Origin of the sequence: Nocardia sp. NPDC101769 (assembly GCF_044766925.1) — a bacterium.
Lineage (GTDB): Bacteria > Actinomycetota > Actinomycetes > Mycobacteriales > Mycobacteriaceae > Nocardia.
Map to the genome: position 1 here is coordinate 40,119 of NZ_JBIWMX010000010.1, position 24,073 is coordinate 64,191.

The following is a 24,073-nucleotide window of genomic DNA, read 5'->3' on the forward strand; positions in this document are numbered from 1 at the left end:
CCGAACGAGGGGTCGGATTACACGGGCCACCGGTCAGGTCAGATACCGGTAGGCGGGCGAGTTCGGATCCAGCCGCTCACACTGGATCGGCGCCTTGTCCATCCGCTCGAGCAGCGGTCCCAGGCCCTCCGGGGTACCCAGTTCGATACCGACCAGGGCGGCGCCGGTTTCGCGGTTGTTGCGCTTGACGTACTCGAACACGGTGATGTCGTCATCGGGGCCCAGGACCTCGTCCAGGAAGCGGCGCAGCGCGCCGGGCTCCTGCGGGAAGTCCACCAGGAAATAGTGTTTCAGGCCCTGATGCACCAGCGACCGCTCGATGACCTCGCCGTAGCGGGAGACATCGTTGTTGCCGCCCGAGAGCAGCACCACCACCGTCGAACCCGGCTCGATCTCGACCTCGCGCAGCGCCGCCGACGCGAGCGCGCCCGCCGGCTCGGCGACGATGCCCTCGTTCTGGTACAGCTCCAACATCGCGGTGCAGATGGCGCCCTCGTCCACGTGTATCATGCGGAAAGAGCCTGCGCCCGAACCGGTTTCAGTACTGGTCAGCAGGGGCAGCGAGGCGTGCGAGCGAACCTGGCCGCCGAAGCGCACCACCGCCTGGTAACCGACCGCGCCGACCCGGCGCACAGCGGCGCCGTCCACGAACGGGTCGATCTCGGGCAGGGTCACCGGGCCGCCGGCCACCAACGCGGCCGTCATGGACGCCGCTCCCGTCGGCTCCACCGCGAGAATCGCGGAGTGCGGCGACCGTTCCCGCAGATAGGTGGCGATACCCGCCAGGCAGCCACCGCCGCCCACCGGAACCACCACCAGATCGGGCTCGCGGCCGAGCTGTTCGAGGAATTCGGCGGCGATGGTGCCCTGCCCGGCCGCGGTGCGCGGATCGTCGAAGGGCGGGACCATGGTCGCCCCGGTGCGCTTCACATCGTCGGCGGCGGCCGCGGCGGCCGCGTCGAAGGTGTCGCCGACGGCGATGAGTTCCACGAATTCGCCGCCGTGCACGCGGATTCTGTCGCGCTTCTGCTTCGGGGTGGTGGTGGGCACGTAGATGCGACCCGTGACGCCCATGGCCTTACATGCGAAAGCCACCCCCTGCGCGTGGTTTCCGGCGCTGGCGGTGACCACGCCCGCGGCCTTCTCGGCGGCGGTCAGCTGCACCATGAGGTTGTAGGCGCCGCGCAGCTTGTAGGAGCGGACGGCGGTGAGGTCCTCCCGTTTGAGGTAGACCTCGGCCCCGGTCAGCGCCGACAGCCGCGGAATCCGTTGCAGCGGCGTCGGCTCGATAATCTCCGAAATTCGCTTCGCGGCCGCATCGATCTCGTCCGCCGTCAATTCGGGCAGCGAACCGGACACTCTCTCGGCAACAACAAGCGGATCAGACACCCGAACATGCTAGCTGGGAGCATGCGAGGGGCCTGCGGCAGCGCCACGAAAAGGTCCCGGTCACATCGAACCGAGACCTTCTCTCACCGGCCGCCGTGCTTCCCGGCGATACGGCGGGCGGCGCTCAGGGGCGCGGGGTGAGGACGAACAGCGGGATCTCGCGGTCGGTCTTCTTCTGGTATTCGGCGTAGTCGGGCCACACCTCGACGGCCCGCTTCCACCAGAGGGTCTTCTCGTCGCCGGTGACCTCGCGGGCGTCGTAGTCCTTGACCACGTCGCGGTCGCGCAGTTCCACATGCGGATCGGCCTTGACGTTCCAGTACCAGACCGGGTGCTTGGGCGCGCCGCCCAGGGAGGCGACCACCGCGTACTCGCCGTCGTGCTCGATCCGCATGAGCGGGGTCTTGCGGAGCTTGCCGGACTTGTTGCCGCGGGTGGTCAGCAGGATGATCGGCACACCGCGCAGGAGGTTGGCCTCCGCGCCCCCGGAGTTCTCGTACTGCTCGGCCTGCTCTCGCGACCAGTCGGACGGGCTGGGTTCGTACTCTCCGATAAGTGGCATGAACTGGGCAACCACACGTGTTCCCGTGTTGTTCCCGACAGAAGTTTCGGTTGCCCGAACTTTGGTTCACCGTCTACCCTTACCGTATGGCAGTGGTTCACCCTACGGACACCGAGCGGCTTCGCTCGCACGCTTCCGTGGACATCGCCGGGACGGCGTGGCCGGTCTACAAGCTGGAGGCTTTGTTCGCCGGTGTGGTGGTCTGCCTGACACTCGCCCTGATCACCGGATCGGCGCAGGCCGCGGTGCTCGGCGCGACGGTGATCGCGACGCTGCGCTGGATCATCGGCGGGACGCGCAACTTCCGCTGATTCGAGCCTTCCGGCCCGTACCCTTCGACCGATTCATGCGGTTTCCCTGTTAACTCACCCGGCTGTGACAACACGTGTGCCCCGCGGCGAGGCGAGGGGCACACGATGCGACGGCGGTATCGAGATCAGCCCACGCCGAGGCAGCCTGGGCCGAGGAGGGCCTTCAGGTCGCCCATGAGGGCCGAGGAGGGCGAGACCCGCAGGTTGTCGGCCACCTTCAGCATGGTGGTGCGATCCCGGGAGCCGACGTGCTTGATGTGCACGTTCGCGGTGCCCGGGTGCCGGGACAGCACCCGCTTCAGCTCGCCGATCTTGTCGGGGGTGCACAGGCGGGTGGGGATGACCACCGACAGTGGCTTGTCCACGCCGATGGACGAAAGGTCCGGCACCACAAGGTCGTTGGCGATCAGGGAGACGCGATCGTCGCGGGCGCTGACGCGGGCCTTGACCAGGACGATGGCGTCCTCGGTGACGTCCATGCCGTAGACGGAGTAGGACTGCGGGAAGAACAGCACCTCGATGCCTCCGGTGAGGTCCTCGAGCTGGGCCGACGCCCAGGGCAAGCCGTTCTTGTTCACGCGGCGGGTGACATTGGCGAAGATGCCGCCGATGGTGACCTGCGCGCCGTCCTTGATATCGCCTTCGAGAATGGCGGGGATCTGGGTGTCGGACTGGGCCGCGAGAACGTGCTCGACGCCGTTGAGTGGGTGCCCGGACACATAGAGGCCCAGCATTTCCCGCTCCAGGGCGAGCTTGTGCTTGGTCTCCCATTCCTCGTCGGGGACCTTCACATTGAAGACGCTGGCAATGGACTCGTCGGCGTCGTCGAGGCCGCCGAAGAGGTCGAACTGACCGATGGCCTCGGCCTTCTTGGTCGACATGACCGCGTCGATGGCATCGGAGTGCACCAGCAGCAGGCCCTTGCGGGGATGCCCGAGCGAGTCGAAAGCGCCTGCCTTGATGAGGGATTCGGTGACCTTCTTGGTGCAGGCGATGGCGTCGATCTTGTTCAGGTAGTCGGAGAAGTCGGTGAACTTCGACTTCTCCTTGCGTGCCGCGATGATCGAGGCCACCACGTTCGCACCGACATTGCGGACCGCGCCCATGCCGAAGCGAATGTCGTTGCCCACGGAGGCGAATTCGAGTTCGGACTCGTTGACGTCGGGCGGCAGCACCTGGATGCCCAGGCGGCGGCAGTCGGCCAGATAGACGGCGGCCTTGTCCTTGTCATCACCGACGGAGGTGAGCAGACCGGCCATGTACTCGGCGGGATAGTTGGCCTTCAGGTACGCGGTCCAGAAGGAGACCAGGCCGTAGCCGGCGGCGTGCGACTTGTTGAACGCGTAACCGGCGAACGGGAGAATCGTGTCCCACAGCGCCTTGATGGCGGGCTTCGTGAATCCGTTCTCCAGCATGCCCTTTTCGAAGCCCTCGAATTCGGCCTCGAGGACTTCGGCCTTCTTCTTACCCATGGCGCGGCGCAGAATGTCGGCTCGGCCGAGGGAGTAGCCGGCCACCTTCTGCGCGATCTGCATGATCTGCTCCTGATACACGATCAGGCCGTAGGTATCGCGCAGGATGTCCTTCAGGGGCTCTTCGAGCTCCGGGTGGATGGGCTTGACCTCTTGCCGCCCGTTCTTGCGGTCGGCGTAGTCGTTGTGCGCGTTCATGCCCATGGGACCGGGGCGGTAGAGCGCGAGCACGGCGACGATGTCCTCGAAGCCGGTGGGGATCATGCGGCGCAGCAGATCTCGCATGGCGCCACCATCGAGCTGGAACACGCCGAGGGTTTCACCGCGCGCGAGCAGTTCGTAGGTGGCCGGGTCTTCCAGGGGCAGCGTGTCGAGGTCGAGTTCGATGCCGCGGTTGGCCTTGATATTGACCAGCGCGTCACCGATGACGGTGAGGTTGCGCAGACCCAGGAAGTCCATCTTCAGCAGGCCGATGGCCTCACACGACGGGTAGTCCCAGCCGGTGATGATCGCGCCGTCCTGCGCGCGCTTCCAGACCGGGATCGCGTCGGTGAGCGGTTCGGACGACATGATGACCGCGCAGGCGTGCACGCCGGCATTGCGGATCAGGCCCTCGAGACCACGTGCGGTCTCGTAGATCTTGTTGACGTCCGGGTTGGTGTTGATGAGCTCGCGGACCTCGGCGGCCTCTTTGTACCGCTCGTGCTCGGGATCCATGATGCCGGAGAGCGGAATGTCCTTGGCCATGATCGGCGGCGGCAGCGCCTTGGAGATCTGGTCCGCGATGGCGAAGCCCGGCTGGCCGAACTGCACGCGGGCCGAGTCCTTCAGCGCCGCTTTGGTTTTGATCGTACCGAAGGTGATCACCTGGGCGACCCGGTCGCTGCCCCACTTGTCGGTGGCGTAGCGGACCATTTCACCGCGACGGCGATCGTCGAAGTCGATATCGATATCGGGCATCGAGACGCGCTCGGGGTTGAGGAAGCGCTCGAACAGCAGACCGTGCGGAATCGGGTCGATGTTCGTGATGCCCATGGCGTAGGCGACCAGCGAACCGGCCGCCGAACCACGGCCCGGGCCGACATTGATGCCGACCGAGCGCGCGTAGGTGATGAGGTCACCGACGACGAGGAAGTAAGCGGGGAAGCCCATTTCGTTGATGACGCCGAGCTCGTACCTGGCGCGCGAGATGTACTCCTCCGGCGCCCCGCTCGGGAAGCGCCGGTCCAGGCCGACCATGACCTCGTGCTCGAGCCAGGTGGCCTGGGTGTGACCCTCGGGCACCGGGAAGATCGGCATCCGGTCGCGGTGGGCCCAGACATCGTCGTAGGACTGGACGCGCTCGCCGATCAGCACCGTGTTGTCGCACGCGTCGGGGACTTCCGCGTCCCAGATGGCGCGCATCTCCTCGGCGGACTTGAGGTAGTAGCCGGAGCCGTCGAACTTGAAGCGGGTCGGGTCCGAGAGCGTCTTGCCGGTCTGAATACACAGCAGCGCTTCGTGATTGGATGCGTCGTGCTCGTGCACGTAGTGGCAGTCGTTGGTGGCCAGCGGCGGAATGCCCAGCTTCTTGCCGACATCCAGCAGGCCCTCGCGCACCCGGCGTTCGATGGACAGCCCGTGGTCCATGATCTCGAGGAAGAAGTTCTCCGGCCCGAAGATCTCCTGCCACTTGGCGGCGGCTTCGAGGGCCTCGCGTTCGTGGCCCAGGCGCAGCCGGGTCTGCACCTCGCCCGAGGGGCAACCGGTGGTGGCGATGATGCCCTCGGCATGCTCGGCGATGATGTCGGCGTCCATGCGCGCCCACTTGCCGAGCTGACCTTCGATGGAGGCCAGACTCGACAGTTTGAACAGGTTGCGCAGACCCGTCGCGTTCTCGGCGACCATGGTCATGTGGGTGTAGGAACCCGAACCCGAGACGTCATCGCTCTTCTGCGACGGGTCGCCCCACAGCACACGCTTGGTGTTGAACCGGGACTCCGGCGCGATGTACGCCTCGATGCCGATGATCGGCTTGATGCCCTGCTTCTTGGCGGAGTTGTAGAACTCCGAGGCGCCGTACATATTGCCGTGGTCGGACATGCCGACGGCGGTCATCCCGAGCCGTGTCGCCTCTTTGAACAGGGGCGTGATCTTCGCCGCGCCGTCGAGCATCGAGTACTCGGTGTGGTTGTGGAGATGGACAAATGATCCCGACGAGGCTGACACCCGGACATACTATGCGGCCCCACCGACGAGTTCCGAAGGCACGCGGCGGCGATCACTCGAATCGGCGTGGCGGGCTCCGCGTGTCGTGTTCGACGTCACGCGGAGCGGCACGCGACTAGGCGACCGAAGCGGCAGCGGGCACGGCGGGGATAGTGGTGCGGCGCGCCGCGTGGGCGCCCCGCACCACCAGCGGCAGCACCCATGCCGACGCGAGTTGGTCCAGGCTCATCGACCCGATGCCGAGCCGATTGTGGACGAATCCGACCGACAGTCCCAGGCGGGGTTCGGCCCAGCCGAACGATCCGCCCAGACCGATGTGCCCGAAGCCCGCGTGGGCTCCCGGGACGGGCAGCGAGTGATAGCCCATGTGCCACATCATCGGGATGTAGAACAACGCGCGGTCGAGCCGGAAAGTCTCCACCTGCCGCATGGCCCTGATGGTTTCGGGCGAGAGGAAGCGGCGGCCCTGGTGCATGCCCCCGTTGGCGAGCGCGGCGTAGACGGTGGCGAGGCCGGTCGCGGTGCAGACGCCGTTGCCGGCACCCAGTTCGGTGCGCAGGATGGGCGGATCGTCGCCTTCCAACAGCTGATCCAGGCCGGGCAGGAACAGTGCGCGGGCGACCGCCCCGAGCGGACCGGGTAGCGAGTAGGCGCGGCCCAGTACCAGCGAGACATAGTTGGTGCCGACCGCCGACAGCTTGTTGCCGTGCAGCAGGGCGGCGCTGGTGGTCGACCCGGGCGGCGGGCTGCCCAGGTGAATGCCCTCGGTGCCCAGCGGTTCGGCGACTTCGGTGCGGAACAGCTCGGCCATGCCGCGGCCGGTGACCGCGCGCGCCAGGCCCGCCAGCAGCCAGCCGAAGGTGAGGGCGTGATAGGTCGGAATGCCCAGCAGATGATCGGGTTTGGCGGCGGCCAGGTGGTCCTCCATCATGCGGTGGTCGAGCACGTCGTCCAGACCGCGGGCGATCTCGGGCAGCCCGTACAGCCCGGCGCGGTGGGACAGCACCTGCCGCACCGTGATCCGCCCCTTGCCGTTGGCGGCGAATTCCGGCCAGTAGTGGGCGACCGGTGCGTCGTAGTCGATGAGGCCGCGATCGGCGAGCCGATGGATGACCGTGGCCGCAATGCCTTTGGTGGCGGAGAAGACGATGGCGCCGGTGTCGGCGTCCCAGGGCCGACGCGGCGCGGCATCCCCGATCCAGATCTCGACCAGCGGTTCCCCGCGCAAGTGCACCGTGAGCGCGCCCCCCGCACCCGGCTGACCGCCGACCATCCGTGCGAAAGTGCGCACCAGCGGACCGAATTCGACGGCCGCGTAGCCGCCCACCGTGGCCGGCAGGTCCATGAGACCCGGCGGGGAAGCGTCATTGCTCACGAATTCCACGGTACGAGCGCCGGGTGACACCGGCAATGAAGACGCGACGAGAGTTATTCCCGTTGGTCCAGTGGTTATTCCCGGTGTCCGGGTAGTGACACCGGCGTTATCGGAGCGAGCTCTACCGAGATCAAGGCGAGTTCCCGGGAGTACGGGCGGGGGCTGCGTACGCTGTGGCCATGCGGAGGGCGTGGTCGTTGGTTCCGGTGGTGCTGCTCGTGATCGTGCTGGCGCTGACCGGGTGTTCGTCGTCGAAGCAGGAGGCCGCGCCCGTCGGCGTGACCGGGGACTGGCACGGGAACATCGAGATACCCGACCATCCGCTGGCCGTCGGGGTCAGCTTCACCGGCACGGACAAGGCCACCATCGACATTCCGGCCCAGGGTATCGATGCCGCGCCGTTGAGCGGGGTGAAGAACGATGCCGGCGGCGTGGCCTGGACCATCACCAAGATTCCGGGCAACCCGTCGTTCCAGGGCAAGTACGACAAGGGCGCCGACAGCATCCAGGGACAGTTCAGCCAGTCCGGTAGGACGTTTCCGCTGAACCTGACACGCGGCAAGGTCGAGGGCCCGCCGCGGCCGCAGGAGCCGAAGCCGCCGTTCCCGTACAAGTCCGAGGACGTCAGCTTCCCCAGCGGGGACATCACCATCGCCGGGACGCTCACCGAGCCGACCATCGGCGGGCCGTTCCCGACGGTCGTGCTGATCAATGGCAGCGGGGCCAACGACCGCAATGAGGAGCTGCTGGGCCACAAGCCGTTCCTGCTGCTGGCCGACACCCTGACCCGTGCGGGGTACGCGGTGCTGCGCACCGACAAGCGCGGCGTCGGCAAGACCGGCGGGCACCTGGACACCTCGGGCTACCGGGATCTGACCGACGACATCGGCGCCGGAATGGCCTTCCTGCACGGGCGTCCAGAGATCGATGCCAAGCGGATCGGGCTGCTCGGGCACAGCGAGGGCGGGTATCTCGCGCCGCTGTACACCATGCGGCCGGACAGCGGGGTGGCGTTCGTGATCATGATGGTGGGGCCGGCGGTGCCGGGCTCGGATGTGCTGGTGGAACAGAATCGGCTGATCCTCACCGCGCAAGGGGCCACCGCGGAGCAGGTCGATCAGCAGGTGGCGTTCAGCTCCACCCTGTCGACCCTGCTGCGCTCCGGGGATCGGGAGGCCGCCAAAACCTATGTGCGACAGCACAACGACAGCCTGCCCGCCGACAAGAAGCTGTCCGACGCGGAGATCGACGGGCTGGTGACGCCGTACATGGCGGCGCTGGTCGGCTACGACCCGGCCCCGGCGCTGTCGGCGCTGCGGGTGCCGGTGCTGGCCTTCTACGGCAGCAAGGATCTCCAGGTGCCCGCGGCCCAGAACGAGGGCCCGGCGCGCACGCTGCTGGCCGCCGATCCGGATGCGACCGTGCACGTCTTCGACGGGCTCAATCACCTCATGCAGCCCGCCGGCAAGGGCACGCCCGACGAGTACGCCAAGATCGAGACGACGATCGATCCGCAGGTGCTGACCTTCGTGACGGATTGGCTGACGCAGCGATTCCCCACCGCACACTGACCGATTCGTACACATCGCCCGAAGTGGTGGCGTGCGTGCGATCCGGTTGCCAGAGTGGTGTCGTGGGAATCTACGAAGATCGGGTGCTGCCCAGGCTGGTCGACCTGTGCTGTGGTTCGAAGCAGATGAACCCCGAGCGGCAGCGGGTCTGCGCCGGGCTGCACGGGCGGGTGGTCGAGATCGGGTTCGGATCCGGGCGCAATGTGCCGTTCTACCCCGGCTCGGTGACATCGGTGAGCGCCGTCGAACCCGCTGACCTCGGGTGGCGGCTGGCCGCCGGTCGGCTGGCGGCGGCGACGGTTCCGGTGGAACGCGCAGGCCTGGATGGGCAGGCGCTGCCGTTCGAGGACGACAGCTTCGATTCCGCGCTGTCGACGTGGACGCTGTGCACCATCCCGGATGTCGAGGCCGCGCTCGCCGAGGTGCGCCGGGTGTTGGCGCCCGGCGGCACTTTTCATTTCGTCGAGCACGGTCTCGCACCGGATCCCGGTGTCCAGAAATGGCAGCACCGGTTCAACCCGATGCAGAAGGCGCTGGCCGGTGGCTGCCACCTCGACCGCGATATTCGCGGGTTGATCGAGACCGCGGGCTTCGAAATCCGCGAAATCGATCTGTATTACCAGCAGGGGCCGAAGCCCTGGGTCGCACTCGCCTTGGGCACCGCGGTAGCCGTGTGAGCAGTTACCGCGGTGATCGGCGTGCGAGCTACTCCGGCCAGCCGCCGTACGGGACGGTGATCAATTCCATGTAGTGCCCGACGGGGTCGAGGAAATAGATCCCCCGGCCGCCGTCATTGTGGTTGATCTCGTTGACGCCCTGCTGACGCGGATCGGCCCAGAAGGTCAGGCCGTACCGCTTGATCTTGTCGTAGGCCGCGTCGAATTCGTCCTCGGAAACCAGGAAGGCGTAATGCTGCGGTTGCGGCTCGCCCTCGAAACCCGGTGGCAGATTGGCGAAGTCGAAGGTGACGCCATTCCCGACGGTAATCGGAATGAACGGACCGTACGGCTTGCCCACCTCCAACCCGAGGATGTCCGCCCAGAATTCGGCGGAGACCCGATTGTCCGTGCACGCGACAATGGTGTGGTTGAACTGGATAGTGATAGGAATTCTCCTGTGTTCGTGACGATCCCGACCCTGGACCGGTACAAGTCGGCCGACAGGAGCATCGCCACGCCCTCGACGGTAACCACCTGCCGCCGATTCCGCCAAGCGCCCTGTGCAAACCGCCACAGCGCGCAGTGGCCCCCGAAAGTCGGGGCGGCTCGGCGTCCACGTCGCCCGCGGTGCGGCGACAGCCTGATGAAACCCGAAGGCGCGCAGAACGTCCCGCGCATTCTCGGCCGGTACTCGCGCAATGTCGCCCCGGTGCAGGACCGCCCTCGATGCGACCCGCACCAACGAGTTCGCGGAGAAGGCCCGGGGCCGCTCGCAAACCCTGACCGGCCCACGTGGAACCGCACATCGATCGAGGGTGTGCGGTTTCGCGCTATTCCGGGACGGCGACCACCGTGCGGCGGGAGCGGCGCAGGGCGTCGACCGTGAAGACGACCAGCGCCAGCCAGATCAGCGCGAACCCCGCCCAGCGGGACGCGGGCATGGGCTCGTGCCCCACCGCCACCTCCCATGCCAGCTGCAGTCCGGGGGTGAGGTACTGCAGAATTCCCATGGTGGACAACGGCACTCGCGGAGCCGCCAGCGCGAACAACACCAGTGGCACGAGGGTGACCGGGCCGGTCAGCATGAGCAATCCCGTATGCGGAACCGAGGAACCGAAGGTCGCGTTGCCGGTCACCGCGATCGCGGTCACCGCGATCAGCGCGAACGGCGCGGCCGCCAATCCCTCTGCCGCCAGGCCGGGTAGCGCGTCGAGCCGAATCACCTTCTTGACCAGCCCATAGGTAGCGAAGGAACAGGCCAGGATCAATGCGATCCACGGGGGCCGACCGTAATCGATGGTCAGCACGATCACCGCCGTGGCGCCCAGCCCCAGCGCGACCCACTGCGGAGCCCGCAGCCGCTCCCGGAAGACGATGACCCCGAATGCCACCGTCACCAGCGGATTGATGAAATACCCCAGCGCGCACTCCACCACGTGATGCGAGATCACGCCGTAGACGTACGCGCCCCAGTTCATCGAGATCGCCGCCGACGCCACGGCCGCCAACCGCCAGGTCCGCGCATCGATTCGCCGCAGCTCCCCCAGCCGCCCGGCGAGTGTCATCACCAGCAGCGAGACCACCAGCGTCCAGAGAATCCGCTCGGCCAGCACCTCCCCCGCGCTCGCGAAGGACAGCAGTCCGAAGAACGCCGGAAACAGTCCCCAGATGAAATACGCCCCGATGCCGAAGGCGATGCCCGCGTCCCGGGCGCCCTCGTGTCCCGCCGACCGATCCCGCCGAGTCGTATCGACCACTACGTCTGCGTTCCCCGGTCCTTCGGCCACCCGATTACGTTAGCCTGCGCAACAAACGTCACGACAGTGAATACATAGGATGATCCTCACATGCCGGTCCGGTGCGTGACGGGCAGCTACGGGCCAGTTTTCTTTGGTCGCCCTTTACTGTGGAGGGCATGTCGATTACTGCGCAGGCAGCTAGTCCACCCAGCCCACCCGCGCTGGGGCTCACCTTCGCCGAGGTGGAGCAGCGGAGGCAGGACGGGCTGACCAACGACGTGCCGGAGCGGGCCAGCCGGTCCGTCAAGGACATCGTCAAGGCGAATGTGTTCACCCGGATCAATGCGATCCTCGGTGTGCTGTTCATCCTGGTGCTGGCCACCGGCTCGCTCATCGACGGCATGTTCGGGCTGCTGATCATCGCCAACAGCGCGGTCGGCATCATCCAGGAGGTCCGGGCCAAGAACACCCTCGACAAGCTGGCCATAATCGGGCAGGCCAAGCCCATGGTGCGCCGCGAGGGCATCGCCGGGGCCGTCGCGCCGCAGGAGATCGTGCTCGACGACATCATCGAGCTCGGGCCCGGCGACCAGATCGTCGTCGACGGCGAGGTGATCGAGACCGAACTGCTCGAGGTCGACGAGTCGCTGCTCACCGGTGAGGCCGACCCCATCGACAAAACCCGTGGCGCGCAGATCATGTCGGGCAGCTTCGTGGTGTCGGGCAGCGGCGCCTACCGGGCCACCAAGGTCGGCAAGGACGCCTACGCCGCCAAGCTCGCCGACGAGGCCAGCAAGTTCACGCTGGTCAAGTCGGAATTGCGCAGCGGCATCGACACTATTCTGAAAGTCATTACCTACCTGCTGATTCCGGCGGGCCTGCTGTCCATCTACAACCAGCTCTTCTCCTCCAAGGAATCCTGGCGGCCCGCCGTCAACGGCATGGTGGCCGCGCTGGTGCCCATGGTGCCCGAGGGTCTGGTGCTGATGACCTCGATCGCCTTCGCGGTCGGCGTGGTCCGGCTCGGTGCGCGCAAGTGCCTCGTGCAGGAGCTGCCCGCCATCGAGGGGCTGGCCCGGGTGGACGTGGTGTGCGCGGACAAGACCGGCACCCTCACCGAGAACGGCATGCGGCTCGCGGAAGTCCGTCCCGTGAACGACATTCCGGAGGCGACACTGCGTGAGGTACTCGCCGCGCTGGCCGCGGACGACCCGCGGCCCAATGCCAGCGTGCTGGCCATCAAGGAGGCCCTGCCGGACGCGCCCGGCTGGGAATCCACCGGGGTCGCGCCGTTCTCCTCCGCCAAGAAGTGGAGCGGCATGTCCTACGGCGAGCACGGCAACTGGCTGATGGGTGCGCCGGACGTGCTGCTGGACCCGGCCTCCGAGATCGCCGACACCGCACAGGACATCGGGGCCAAGGGGCTGCGCGTCCTGCTGCTGGCCCGCAGCGACCGGCCGGTGGATGCGCACGACGCGCCCGGGCGGGTCACCCCGGCGGCGCTGGTGGTGCTCGAGCAGAAGGTGCGGCCCGACGCCAAGGGGACGCTGGAATACTTCGCCTCCCAGCATGTCTCGACCAAGGTCATCTCCGGCGACAATGCGGTGTCGGTCGGCGCGGTGGCGTCCTCACTGGGGTTGCCCGGGGGCGACGACCCGGTCGACGCTCGCAAACTTCCGACCGATCAGAACGAGCTGGCGGACGTGCTCGAGCACAAGACCGTGTTCGGCCGCGTCCGCCCGGATCAGAAGCGCGCCATGGTCGGTGCGCTGCAGTCGCGCGGCCACACCGTCGCCATGACCGGCGACGGCGTCAACGACGTACTCGCACTGAAGGACGCCGACATCGGCGTCGCCATGGGCTCGGGCAGCCCGGCCACCCGCTCGGTGGCGCAGATCGTGCTGCTGGACAACAAGTTCGCGACCCTGCCCTATGTCGTCGGCGAGGGCCGCAGGGTGATCGGCAATATCGAGCGGGTCTCCAACCTGTTCCTCACCAAGACCGTCTACTCGGTGGTGCTGGCCTTCCTGGTCGGCATCGCGGGCATCGGGTCACAGATCTTCAGCTACAAGGCCATCGGCTACCCGTTCCTGCCCCGCCACGTGACGATCGCCGCCTGGTTCACCATCGGCATCCCAGCCTTCATCCTCTCGCTGGCGCCCAACAACGAGCGTGCCCGCACCGGATTCGTCGGCCGCGTCATGCGATTGGCGATCCCGTCGGGTGTCGTGATCGGCGTGATGACCTTCATCTCGTACCTGATCGCCTACAAGGGCCCCGACGTCAGCGAGACCGCGAAGATCCAGGCCGGCACCACCGCCCTGATCACGCTGCTGATCATCGCGGTGTGGGTGCTGGCCATCGTCGCCCGCCCATGGAACTGGTGGAAGATCCTGCTGGTGGCGGGCTCCATCGTGGGATACCTGATCCTGTTCGCGGTGCCGTTCACCCGCCACTTCTTCAAACTGGACCCGTCGAATGTCGCGCTGACGAGTTTGGCCATCGTGTGCGGCGGAATCGGCATCGTCCTGGTCGAGGTTGCCTGGTGGCTCAGCGCCAAGTACCTCGGCGAATCGCCCCACACGCGGGTACCGGCGGACGAAGACGCCTGATCCGGAAGCGTTTCGAGCCGGGGCCGTGCCGCCACCCCGGCTCGAATCATGTTCAGCGCGAGAGCATGTGGAGCGTCTCATCCGCGAGGGCGTAGATGCGATGGGTGACGGGATCGACCGGGATGACAGCCGGGCCGCACCCGACGCGAGATCGACGATCCGGACATCGCCCGTCGTGCCCTCCGCCGAAGGGACGGTAGCCACGGCCTGATCGGGAATCCAATCGTGCGACCCGCCGCCCGCCACGCAGCCCGGGAAAGCGTTGGGGCGGTTTCGGATTGCGGCCATCCGAGCGGCATCGACCTGCGATGACGGTCGAATTGGTCGCATGATTCGGCTCGCCGGGGTGGTGCCGTCCTGGGCAGTAATTAAATTCGCAGGTACCTTGAGCGCCATGGAGGTCTTGCTGCATCAGCTCGACGCATTCGCCGACGCGCCGTTCTCGGGCAATCCCGCCGCGGTCATGCCGCTGCTGTCCTGGCTGCCGGACGAACTGCTGCAGCGGCTGGCCGAGGAGAACAATCTCGCCGAGACAGCCTTCTACACCTCGGCGCTACCGGCGGAAGCGGGTGCGCCGCCGGACAACTCGCCCGCCTTCCATCTGCGGTGGTTCACGCCGACAGTGGAGGTGGACCTGTGCGGGCACGCCACCATGGCCGCGGCCGCGCAGATCCTGGAGGACATGCATCCGGGGGCGGATCGGGTCCATTTCTATACGCGCAGCGGGTGGTTGCGGGTGGATCGGGACCGGGACGACCTGGTGCTCGACCTGCCGTCGGTGTCGTCGGTGGAAATCGATGTGCACGAGGAACTTCCGCATCAGCTGGCGCAGGCGCTGGGGGTGCGGCCGCTGCGTGCGTTCGAGGGGACCGATGTGGTGCTGGTCGTGACCGCCGAACACGAAGTGCGCGAATCCCGTCCGAACTTCTCGGCCTTTCCCGAGTTGAACCGCGCCGCCATCCTCACCGCGACCGGCGACGAGGTCGACTTCGTGTCCCGGGTCTTCGCGCCCGGTCAGGGCATTCCCGAGGACCCGGTCACCGGGTCGGCGCACGCCCAGCTCACCCCGCTGTGGAGTCGCGAACTCGGGCGCACCAGCCTCACCGCCCGCCAGCTCTCCCGGCGCGGCGGGGCCATGCACTGCGCCCTCACCGGCGACCGGGTGCGGCTCACCGGCCGCTGCCGCCGCTACCTCGACGGCGTAGTCCGCCTGCCGGACTGAGCAATTCAGCGCTCGGTGACCTGCCGGGTGAGAGCGTGCAGGTCCGTGGTGCGGTAGCCGGGGTAGCCGTGCAGTAGCTCCAGCCATTCGGCGGGGACGGCCGAGGCGCCCCAGCGAGCGCCGAGCAGGCCGCCCGCGATGGCCGCCGTAGTGTCGGTGTCGCCGCCCGCGCGCACCGCGAGTTCCAGTGCGGCGGGCAGGGTTTCGGCGTGTGTGATGGCCCACCAGGCCGTCTGCAGGGCGTGCACCACCCAGCCGTTCTTGGGGAAGTCGACCGGGCTGCCGGTTTCGGCCTTGTCCAGCAACGGTCCCCAGAAACCCGTATCCACCTGGGACAGCGCGTCGCGCAGGCCGTCATAGGTGCCGAACAGGATGGCGTGGCGGATCGCCAGGGTCCAGAGCTTGCACGCCTGCATGGCCTGCATATCGTAATGGGTCAGTGAACTGACGAGTTTGGCTGCCTTACCGCACTTCTCGGCATCGTCGAGATAGGCGAGAGCGACCGGAGCGGTACGCATGAGCGAACCATTGCCCGCCGTCAGGCCGGTCAGACCGTGGGCGCGCATCTGCATGGCGCGCCCGGTCCGATCACGCCACTCCAGCACCTCACGGGTCTGGTTGCCGATGTCCTTGGGTCCGGAATCCCACCAGGCCACGAATTCGGCCGCGACCGCGTCCAGCCCCTCCGGGCTGCAGAGGTCCCCCACTCGCGCGGCCGCCCGCGCCACCGCGACCGCCATGGCCGTGTCGTCGGTCCACTCACCCGGCGCCCACCCGAACGCGCCTCCGCCCCGCATCCGGATCTCCGCGTCCGGACCCGGCACGGTGAACTCGTAGCCCGCCCCCAGCGCGTCTCCGGCCGCGGTCCCCAGCAGTACCCCGGCGGCCCGGTCGGCCTGCTCCCGCGTCAATTCCATCTGCGCTCGCCTCTTCCGCTCCGATGCGTCCACTCGATCTATCGCGACGTTACCCACCGCGCGGGCACGCCGAACCGCGCAGCCGCCGTCTTTACGGGTTCTGCACTACGCTCGGGGACACTTCCGTGCAGTGTCACCGCCGCAGTTGTTCCGTGCACTCCCGCTCCGCCACTCGGATGGAAGATCCGGAGGTTCTGCCGATGATGAACCAGGTCGCCGATCCCACCCTGACCGCGGCACACCCGTCGGCCACGCCGCTCGTTCCCGTCCCCGGCTCCGGGCACATCTTCGACGTCACCCGCCGGCTCGGCACCGTCGACATGGACGAGAACCAGTACCTGCGCATCGACGGCACCGCCCGCCACCTGCAGGACGCCGGCGTCGACCATCTCGTGCACGTCGGCGCCCTCGACTCCCACCCGCACTGGATCGTGCGCCGCACCGTCATCGACGTACTGCGCCCCATCACCTGGCCCACCCAGCTGCGCATCCGCCGCTGGTGCTCGGGCATCTCCACGCGCTGGTGCACCATGCGGGTCCGGATCGACTCCGACACCGGCGGCCTGATCGAAACCGAAGGCTTCTGGATCCACATGAACAAGGAGACGATGAGCCCGTCCCGGCTGGCCGACGAATTCTTCGAGCTCATGTGCACCACCACCGACAACCACCGGCTGCGCTGGCGGCAATGGCTCGACGAACCCCAGCCGCGCACGCCCGCCACCCGATTCCCCCTGCGCCGCACCGACACCGACCACTTCCAGCACATCACCAACACGGCCTACTGGCATGCCGTCCACGAATTCACCTCCGAAGCAACAGATCTCGTCCAGGGGCCGCACCGATTCATCCTCGAATACAACAAGCCCATCCGCTACGGCGAAACGTTGGACATCCACACCGCGCGCACGCCCGACGCCCTCACCCTCTGGTTCTCCGTCGACCACGACACCCGGGCCATCGCCCAGCTCCGCCGCGTCGCATCCTGATCGCCCCCGGGCCGATGATTCCGACGGTCTCGGTCCGTCTCGACTCGTATCAGCCCACCGAGGAGGAACGATGCTCGCAGATCCGGTATCGGCAGAGGACCTGAACATCTACGGCAAGGCCGAGCTGCCCTGGGACCGCGTCCAGAAGGCAATCGACGCGTGGATCGGGCTGCCCGAGACGCCACAGTTCCTCGGCACCGTCAGCCCATCCGGCAAACCCAGCTCAGCAGGGATCGGGGGCATCGAAGCCGACGGCCACATCTACTTCACCAGCGGGCCCGCCAGCAAGAAGTCACGCAACCTGGCCGCCAACCCGTTCTGCACACTGTCCATCCGATTCCCGGACGTAGACCTCGTGCTGTCCGGAGAAGCCCATCGGATCGTCGATCCCGCCGAACTCGATCGCGTCGCCGCCGTGTACCGCGCCGGCGGTTGGCCCGCGGAACGATCCGGCGACGCGGTCACCGCGCCCTACAGCGCCCAGAGCGCCGGACCCGCCCCCTGGCACCTCTACCGCCTCACCATCCACACCGCGGTAGGCGTGGCCCTGACCGACCCCCACGGCGCCACCCGCTGGCACTTCGCATACTGACCGCCACCAAACTGTCAGGGCGAGCCCAGGATTCGACCATCCGGCCCGCCGCATAATCCCACCCCTTCACCCGGACCGCCGGTTCCGGTGACCCAGGCCAACATTGGATTCGAACGGTTTGGCGCTCGGCAGAATCGCCGGACTCCTCCACGTCGGCAGAGTCGTCACCCTCCGGCGGCCCCGAAAAACAAATCAGCGAACATCTCCCGCGGAAACAACTTCCGTCGATGCTCCGCCAGCAACGCGAACACACTGCCCGCGGGAACCAAATGCCCTACCAACGCCGCCGCGTCCATCAACTCCGGATTCGACCCGCCCGCACCCTGCACCCCCATGATCATCCTCAACGAATCCGAACAACACGCGGGTTACTCAGCAGATTCCTCGTAGCTGCGGGACCTGGCGGTGATGCTGAGGTCGCCGGTGCGATAGCGGTGGCAGTTACGACGGCAGCGGCGGGCCTCAGTTGCCAAGGGAGCGCCTACTCGGTGCGGGGACTCGGGCGTGGGGTTGTGGTCGGCGGGTGCGGTCGTGGCGGGAATTTCGGGGCAGGCGTTCGAGATTCGCGGATGGCCGTCCGGCCGAGAGGTCGGGGGCCATTACCGACAGCCGGTGCTGGTGGTAGTCGGCGGTGCCGTGCAGATCGTCGATGGTCTTGGCTTGTGGTGCAGACCAGGAGGCCGAATTCGTAGGCCAGTGGTGAGTTTGCGGTGGGGGGTGTCTGTGAAAGGTGATCCGTGCAGTCCCTGGGCCGGGATCGGCGGGAGACGGCTCCCAACCCGGCGCCAGCCCAAGCCCGGCAGGGCAGGCGACATGACCCACACCTCCCCGTCCCTGCACACACCAGCAGGGCGCGAACAGTCCGGGAATCACGCCACCCGTGAACCCCACCTCAGGCGACTGGATTCGATCGCAGCAACCACCCACTGCCCCACGTGATGTCGATCGTTCACCCGCGGGGTGCCGGTCGGGTCGAGACGTATCGGGGCAATCCAACCGGTACGCCCCCGATAAGGGGAATCCCTGCCCATGACAACGGTTTTCCAACCGTCGGGACTGTCGTTGACCAGCGCATGGCAGCGATCACATGCCAAGGTCAGGTTGGTCAGATCCGTGGGGCCGCCTTCGGCCCAGTCGGTGATGTGGTGCACCGCGCACATCGACGCGGGAGCATCGCATCCGGGGCGGGTGCAGCCCTTGTCGCGGACGATCAACGCCAACCGTTGAGCCGGGGCCGCCAGCCGCTGGCAGCGACCCAGGAACAGCGGCAGCCCGTCCGCATCCAGGACCGTCAGCACCGGGCGGGTGCCCTCGGCCAGCTTCAACGCCTCGTTGATGGACACGTGCCCGCCCGAGGCGGTGGTCGCGACCCCGGCCCCACGCTCGAGGTCGTTGAGGGACATGGTCACGATGGCCTGCACGGGCAGACCCCGGTGGGACCCGAGCTTGGCGGGGTCGACACCGGGCTGCAGAAGCGCGAACAGAGCGTCATGCGTGCGCTGACCGGCGTCACGACGGTCACGGCGCGCAGCGGCCTCGAGGATCTTCGAGTCGACGACCTTGACCGCGGCGGTGACGCTGTCGACGTCGTCGATATTGCACATGCCGGGACGCGCCAGCTTGGCAAAGACAGCGTCGAGCAGCGCGCGCAGTTCAGGGGTGATCCAGCCCTCGATCCACGACATCCCATCCACGCCGGGACGACCCAGGATCAGGCCACGCCGACGACGGCGGTCGGCATCGGAGACGACCTTGCCGTCAGGGTCGATGCGGGCGAGGATGTCGCGACCGATCTTGGGCAGGTCATCAGGCCACCCGACACGCGAGTGGCCGACGAGGACGTCCTCGGCTTCAGTGCGGGTCTCGGCGGGGATGTTCGCGGGCAGGTGGGTCATGACGTCGATGATGTTGCGGACATGATCGCGTGAGATATCGCCTGCCTCAAAGGCTTCGGCGGTCTTCTCCAACACGGCCGGGCGCAGGTGTCCGGAGGGTTCGAAGAACTCTCCGCACTGGCGGGTGATCTTCACCCGCACCGACGCGTCGTACCTCGACAATCCCAGCGTCTGTCGCAGGAACGGCACCACATCTTTGGCCCCACTACCTTCGGGCAGCGAACGATTACACGCTTCGATGATCAAACGTGAATCCAGGGCCGACAGTTGACGTTTGCAGGTCTCCAGGCGCTGCATCAACTCCACGACATCAGCGTCGGAGAACCGGTCAGGTTGCCACGCAGGACCGAATTCGACAGGTTCTGTACGGCGGCTGCCAATTCGGCGATGCCGCACGTGTCGAGTGTTTCACCCTCCGAATCCATGTACTAATTCTACCGCTCACATGATCGCAATAGAATACGAATTCGAGTGTGATACAACAGTTTTCAGACATCAAACCATTTCGAATTCAACCCCAGTAAGGTACCAGGTATGGAGGAATCTGATGTCGCCCTTGCCATTCGAGCTGCGGAAGCTGCCTCCGGAGTAATCCGGGATCAGTTCCGTGGCCCGGTCACCCGCTACGGCAAAGAGGGCGATGACTTCGCTACCCAGGCTGATCTCGCCGCCGAGCGGACCATTCTCGACATTCTTCGGTCCGCCCGTCCTGGCGATCGATTCCTCGCCGAGGAGTTCGGTACCACCGGCGACCACTCGGGCCGCACATGGTTGGTCGATCCGCTGTGCGGCACACGGAATTTCGCTGCGGGGACACCGCTTGTCGCGGTGAATATCGCGCTGCGCGACGGGGCGACCGTCACGACGGCCGCGGTGGCGGACCCCTTCTCCGGGGAGATCTTCTGGACCGACGGCACCACCGCCGCCGTCCGCCGGGACGGTATTGACCACCCGCTGCTTGCCCAATCCGCGAGCCATCTGGTCGAAATCGACGCCGACAACCCCTCGCCCTATACGGACTGGTTCTCCCCCGGCCGGGTCATGGCCGACGAAACCTTCACGGCCGCTTTCTATCCCCGCGTTCTATCCACCTCGCTGGCCCTGGTCTGGGTGGCAGCGGGTCGTCGCGCCGCCTACCTGGTGGACCGCGATCTCCGCGACGATGTCCATTTCACCGCCGGCATCGCCGTGTGCCGGGCGGCCGGTTGCACGGTCACCGGCCTCACCGGGCAACCCCTCCACACTCCCCCGCACGGCTTGCTGGCCGCCGCCGACCCCCTCACCCACGACCGGCTGCTCGACATCATCACCGGGACCCGCTAGAGCGAGGCATGGTGTACGAGCGTGTCGGCGACCAGCGCGGCACCGGCCAGGAGCAGCAGGATGCGGACCGACAGAGGGCCGAAGCGTTTCAGGCTGCGGACGAGTCCGCGGTAGAAGCGCCTGGCCCGGGTCGATTTCAGGGTCGAGGTGACCAGAACCAGCAGCGGCGGCAGGAGCGCGATCAGGCAGTATCCGATGATGATCAGCGGCCACATCGGCGGATGCGGATCGCGCGCCGAGATCATGGCCAGTGCCGCCAGGTACGGAACCGCGGTGGGCGCCTGCCCCAGTCCGATGGCGACGCCCACGAGTCCCAGCAGCAAGGGCCTGCGTCGCGCCTCCAACGCCCACACGGGCACCGCCGCCCCACCCTCCTTCGACATGCGCAGGCTGCCGAGCACCAGCAGCGCCAGGCCGACACACAACTCGGCCCAGTAGCGAACCGTCGGGGTGATGTCGAAACTGACCAGGTCGGTGAGGAATCGAAGTCCGAGGACGAAGGTGATACCGAAAGCGGTTGTGACGGCGAACACTCCGGCGAGGAAGCTCAGCGCACCGGGCAGCGGCGAGCGACGGCTCAACCGACTGTCATAGACCACCGCGGTCGTGACGCCGACCAGCAGCACATCGAGCGAGTCCAGGAAGGCAAAGCCCGCGAGCGCCAGTAGAAAGATCACCATGACCCCACCGAACATACGGGAACCGTTCCCCCGGCACCCTGTCACGAGCGGCGGGATGTCACCGCCCTTTGCCACAACTCACCACGCGCCGATCATGCCGCCGTCGGACGACCCCGCGGCCCGCCACTGGAAGATCCGAGCGGAGCTCGTCGGCCTGGCGTTGGTCGTCGAGGACCGGGCGGTGACGTAGCTCAGTTGTCGGGGACCGGGCCGTCGTCGAGCGGCGGGCTGGCGGATTCGAGTTGTTCGGGCAGGAGCGGGGATACCGCGAAGACGGCGGCGGATGCGTCGGCGGGGAGTGCCTCGACGGCGCGGACTCCCGGGTGCGCGGCCAGGGTTCGAAGTTGCGCCAGCGTACCGTGCAGAACGATGGCGACGACGCACGGGCAGTCGGCACGCAGGCGGCTCGCCACGAGGTTCTTCACCCGGGTGGAGTGGTCGTCGTAGGTGAGCGTCGACTCCATCTGGGCGGCAGCGGATTTCACCGACGCCACGGCCACGCCATCGCCCGCGGGGACACCGATGGAAATGATCGGCGTCGCCACCCGATCGACGGCCACGTGATAGTCGATCTCCGAGATCCGCAGGCCGCCACTGAATTCCGGGATGCGGTCGGCGGTGACACCTTCGGCGAACGACAGCAATGCCCAGTGCCCGTCGGAGTCGCTGCCCTGTAACGACTTCTGAGCCCGCTCCAGGTAGTGCGCCACCGGCTCGCCACTCTCCGGCCCCAGCCGGTCGGTGGAGATGATCGCCGACCGGGGCGGGATCGCCCACCCCAGCGCCACGATCAGGATCGCGAAAAGCACTGCGGTCGCAGCGATCCCGGCGCGGCGCGGCGTCAGCGCATCCACTCGAGACCCCGGATCAGTGCGCGCGCAGGACGTCGAGGGCGTGTTCCAGATCGGCGGGGTACTCGCTGGTGATCTCGATCCAGCGGCCGTCCGCGGGATGGTTGAAGCCCAGCTGGCGGGCGTGCAGCCACTGCCGTTCCAGCCCCAACCGCTCGGCCAGACGCGGGTCCGCGCCGTAGGTGAGGTCGCCGCAGCAGGGGTGGCGCACGGCCGAGAAGTGCACGCGAATCTGGTGGGTGCGACCGGTTTCCAGGTGGATGTCGAGCAGGCTCGCCGACTGGAAGGCCTCGACGGTGTCGTAGTGCGTGACCGACGGGCGGCCGTCCGCGGTGACCGCGAACTTCCAGTCGTTGCCGCGCGCCCGTCCGATGGGCGCGTCGATGGTGCCGCTGCTCGGATCCGGATGGCCCTGCACCAGCGCGTGATACCGCTTCTCCACGGTCCGGTACTTGAACGCCCGCTTGAGCTGGGTGTAGGCGTACTCGGACTGCGCGACCACCATCACACCCGAGGTGCCGACATCCAGCCGGTGCACGATGCCCTGCCGCTCATGGGCTCCCGAGGTCGAGATGCGGTAGCCCATGGCGGCCAGGCCGCCCACCACGGTGGGGCCGGTCCAGCCCACGCCCGTATGCGCCGCCACCCCAACGGGCTTGTCGACAGCCACGATGTCGTCATCGGCGTAGAGGATCTTCATCCCCTCCACCGGGGTCGCCTCCACCGTGAGTTCCCGCTTGGGCTCCGGGAATTCGACCTCCAGCCAGGCCCCGGCGGTCAGCCGGTCCGACTTCCCGGCCGCGACGCCGTCCAGCTGGACCCCACCGTCCTCGGCCATCGAGGCCACCGCGGTGCGCGACAGCCCGAGCAGGCGCGATAGCCCGGCATCGACTCTCATGCCGTCCAGCCCGTCGGGGACCGGCATGCTGCGGGTCTCTCTCATACTGCCTTCCCCTCCGCGCTCGACGCCGCCTGCTGCCGATGCATGCGGGTGCCGTCGGGTTCGAACCCGAACACGGTCAGCGCCACCAGCAGAATGGCCCCGCACACGATCGAGGAGTCGGCCACATTGAACACCGGCCACCAGCCGACCGCCATGAAATCCACCACATGACCCTGCAGCGGGCCGGGCGCGCGGAACAGACGGTCGATGAGATTGCCGAGCGCGCCGCCCAGCACCATGCCCAGGCCGATGGCCCACGGCAGCGAGCGCAGGGTCCGGCCGATGCGGATGACACCGATCACCACGGCGGCCGCGACCAGGGTCAGCAGCCAGGTCATGCCGGTGGCCATCGAGAACGCGGCACCCGGGTTGCGGACCAGGGTCAGGCGCACGCTGTCGCCGATGAGATAGATCGGCTTACCCGGAGTCATGGTCGCGACCACGATGGTCTTGGTCAGCAGATCCAGACCCAGCAGCACGACCGCGATGAGCAGGAGCACCGGCAGACGCAACGGCTGCGCAGGGGAAGTCCCGGCATCGGCCGCGGGGCTGATCCCCCCGGGCGACATGTCTGGTTCCTCTGCGCCGGATTCGCGCGGCCGATCGGTACTCACCCTGACATCATTCCTTATTCATGTCGGGCGCCTCTGAACACCCCGAAACCACGGCCCCACACGATCCCAGCTGTTTTTCAGGAACGCGTCGTAACCTGTTCGACGTGACGGTGTTGTCTTCCTCCCCCAGCTCGGCGAAAGCCACCGCA

The 24,073-nt window shown here is 67.3% G+C and carries 22 protein-coding genes; 9 read left to right on the forward strand and 13 right to left on the reverse strand.

From position 1 onward, the window contains the following. Positions 1-33: 33 nt before the first annotated feature. Positions 34-1,389: a threonine ammonia-lyase IlvA gene (gene ilvA / locus ACIRRA_RS17865; protein WP_402768857.1), complete on the reverse strand. Its 1,356-nt coding sequence runs from the start codon at positions 1,387-1,389 to the stop codon at positions 34-36. Positions 1,390-1,513: 124 nt separating this feature from the next. After that, complete coding sequence (locus tag ACIRRA_RS17870) at positions 1,514-1,951, reverse strand: nitroreductase family deazaflavin-dependent oxidoreductase (protein WP_402768860.1); 438 nt, start codon at positions 1,949-1,951, stop codon at positions 1,514-1,516. A gap of 86 nt (positions 1,952-2,037) precedes the next feature. Here ACIRRA_RS17870 and ACIRRA_RS17875 point away from each other — a divergent pair, with 86 nt between their 5' ends. Beyond that, entirely contained in the window at positions 2,038-2,262 is a 225-nt protein-coding gene (locus ACIRRA_RS17875; protein WP_402768863.1) for a hypothetical protein, read from the forward strand. A 125-nt stretch (positions 2,263-2,387) separates the two neighbouring features. On the opposite strand, the gene dnaE is transcribed toward ACIRRA_RS17875, so the two are convergent. Together dnaE and ACIRRA_RS17885 are read right to left on the reverse strand one after the other, a co-directional pair. Beyond that, positions 2,388-5,942 (reverse strand): DNA polymerase III subunit alpha, encoded by a 3,555-nt coding sequence (gene dnaE / locus ACIRRA_RS17880; protein WP_402768865.1) that lies wholly within the window; start codon positions 5,940-5,942, stop codon positions 2,388-2,390. A gap of 115 nt (positions 5,943-6,057) precedes the next feature. Next, positions 6,058-7,317, reverse strand: a complete 1,260-nt coding sequence (locus tag ACIRRA_RS17885; protein ID WP_402768868.1) for a serine hydrolase domain-containing protein — start codon at positions 7,315-7,317, stop codon at positions 6,058-6,060. A 179-nt stretch (positions 7,318-7,496) separates the two neighbouring features. Here ACIRRA_RS17885 and ACIRRA_RS17890 point away from each other — a divergent pair, with 179 nt between their 5' ends. Together ACIRRA_RS17890 and ACIRRA_RS17895 are read left to right on the forward strand one after the other, a co-directional pair. Next, positions 7,497-8,888 (forward strand): alpha/beta hydrolase family protein, encoded by a 1,392-nt coding sequence (locus ACIRRA_RS17890; RefSeq protein ID WP_402768871.1) that lies wholly within the window; start codon positions 7,497-7,499, stop codon positions 8,886-8,888. Between the two features lie 62 nt (positions 8,889-8,950). Next, positions 8,951-9,565, forward strand: a complete 615-nt coding sequence (locus ACIRRA_RS17895; protein ID WP_357011372.1) for a methyltransferase domain-containing protein — start codon at positions 8,951-8,953, stop codon at positions 9,563-9,565. A 28-nt stretch (positions 9,566-9,593) separates the two neighbouring features. Here the strand turns inward: ACIRRA_RS17895 and ACIRRA_RS17900 are convergent, their stop codons facing one another. Then, positions 9,594-9,992 carry a VOC family protein gene (locus ACIRRA_RS17900; RefSeq protein WP_402769282.1) on the reverse strand — a complete coding sequence of 133 codons (399 nt, stop codon included), beginning with the start codon at positions 9,990-9,992 and terminating at the stop codon, positions 9,594-9,596. Positions 9,993-10,377: 385 nt separating this feature from the next. Continuing rightward, complete coding sequence (gene rarD, locus ACIRRA_RS17905) at positions 10,378-11,304, reverse strand: EamA family transporter RarD (RefSeq protein ID WP_402768875.1); 927 nt, start codon at positions 11,302-11,304, stop codon at positions 10,378-10,380. 158 nt (positions 11,305-11,462) lie between these two features. Between rarD and ACIRRA_RS17910 the strand changes: the two genes are divergently transcribed. Next, the gene (locus tag ACIRRA_RS17910) at positions 11,463-13,898 is read left to right on the forward strand and encodes an HAD-IC family P-type ATPase (protein ID WP_402768878.1); all 2,436 of its coding nucleotides are present in this window, start codon (positions 11,463-11,465) and stop codon (positions 13,896-13,898) included. Positions 13,899-14,292: 394 nt separating this feature from the next. Then, positions 14,293-15,120 (forward strand): PhzF family phenazine biosynthesis protein, encoded by an 828-nt coding sequence (locus tag ACIRRA_RS17915; RefSeq protein WP_402768881.1) that lies wholly within the window; start codon positions 14,293-14,295, stop codon positions 15,118-15,120. A gap of 5 nt (positions 15,121-15,125) precedes the next feature. Here the strand turns inward: ACIRRA_RS17915 and ACIRRA_RS17920 are convergent, their stop codons facing one another. After that, complete coding sequence (locus ACIRRA_RS17920) at positions 15,126-16,037, reverse strand: ADP-ribosylglycohydrolase family protein (protein WP_402768884.1); 912 nt, start codon at positions 16,035-16,037, stop codon at positions 15,126-15,128. Between the two features lie 200 nt (positions 16,038-16,237). Here ACIRRA_RS17920 and ACIRRA_RS17925 point away from each other — a divergent pair, with 200 nt between their 5' ends. Together ACIRRA_RS17925 and ACIRRA_RS17930 are read left to right on the forward strand one after the other, a co-directional pair. Continuing rightward, positions 16,238-17,026, forward strand: coding sequence for an acyl-[acyl-carrier-protein] thioesterase (locus tag ACIRRA_RS17925; RefSeq protein WP_402768887.1), 789 nt, complete (start codon positions 16,238-16,240; stop codon positions 17,024-17,026). A 70-nt stretch (positions 17,027-17,096) separates the two neighbouring features. Continuing rightward, positions 17,097-17,618 carry a pyridoxamine 5'-phosphate oxidase family protein gene (locus tag ACIRRA_RS17930; protein WP_402768890.1) on the forward strand — a complete coding sequence of 174 codons (522 nt, stop codon included), beginning with the start codon at positions 17,097-17,099 and terminating at the stop codon, positions 17,616-17,618. A gap of 869 nt (positions 17,619-18,487) precedes the next feature. Here the strand turns inward: ACIRRA_RS17930 and ACIRRA_RS17935 are convergent. Next, complete coding sequence (locus ACIRRA_RS17935; RefSeq protein WP_402769285.1) at positions 18,488-19,810, reverse strand: DUF222 domain-containing protein; 1,323 nt, start codon at positions 19,808-19,810, stop codon at positions 18,488-18,490. Beyond that, on the reverse strand, positions 19,810-19,938 hold the full coding sequence (locus tag ACIRRA_RS17940) for a hypothetical protein (protein WP_402768893.1): 129 nt from the start codon (positions 19,936-19,938) through the stop codon (positions 19,810-19,812). The genes ACIRRA_RS17935 and ACIRRA_RS17940 overlap by 1 nt, the downstream gene beginning before the upstream one ends. A gap of 109 nt (positions 19,939-20,047) precedes the next feature. On the opposite strand from ACIRRA_RS17940, the gene ACIRRA_RS17945 reads away from it, so the two are divergent. Next, positions 20,048-20,836, forward strand: coding sequence for an inositol monophosphatase family protein (locus ACIRRA_RS17945; protein ID WP_402768896.1), 789 nt, complete (start codon positions 20,048-20,050; stop codon positions 20,834-20,836). Here the strand turns inward: ACIRRA_RS17945 and ACIRRA_RS17950 are convergent. Next, entirely contained in the window at positions 20,833-21,516 is a 684-nt protein-coding gene (locus ACIRRA_RS17950; RefSeq protein WP_402769288.1) for a GAP family protein, read from the reverse strand. The two genes, ACIRRA_RS17945 and ACIRRA_RS17950, sit on opposite strands and share 4 nt — an antisense overlap. Before the next feature lie 55 nt (positions 21,517-21,571). On the opposite strand from ACIRRA_RS17950, the gene ACIRRA_RS17955 reads away from it, so the two are divergent. Beyond that, positions 21,572-21,706 (forward strand): hypothetical protein, encoded by a 135-nt coding sequence (locus ACIRRA_RS17955; protein WP_402768899.1) that lies wholly within the window; start codon positions 21,572-21,574, stop codon positions 21,704-21,706. A gap of 1 nt (position 21,707) precedes the next feature. Here ACIRRA_RS17955 and ACIRRA_RS17960 read toward each other — a convergent pair whose 3' ends face one another. Genes ACIRRA_RS17960 through lspA form a run of 3 tightly spaced genes read right to left on the reverse strand, consistent with a single transcriptional unit; the run spans position 21,708 to position 23,879 of the window. Then, entirely contained in the window at positions 21,708-22,370 is a 663-nt protein-coding gene (locus ACIRRA_RS17960) for a hypothetical protein (RefSeq protein ID WP_402768902.1), read from the reverse strand. A gap of 13 nt (positions 22,371-22,383) precedes the next feature. Next, positions 22,384-23,310, reverse strand: a complete 927-nt coding sequence (locus ACIRRA_RS17965; protein WP_357005524.1) for an RluA family pseudouridine synthase — start codon at positions 23,308-23,310, stop codon at positions 22,384-22,386. Then, positions 23,307-23,879, reverse strand: a complete 573-nt coding sequence (gene lspA / locus ACIRRA_RS17970; RefSeq protein WP_402768905.1) for a signal peptidase II — start codon at positions 23,877-23,879, stop codon at positions 23,307-23,309. The genes ACIRRA_RS17965 and lspA overlap by 4 nt, the downstream gene beginning before the upstream one ends. Positions 23,880-24,073: the final 194 nt, after the last annotated feature.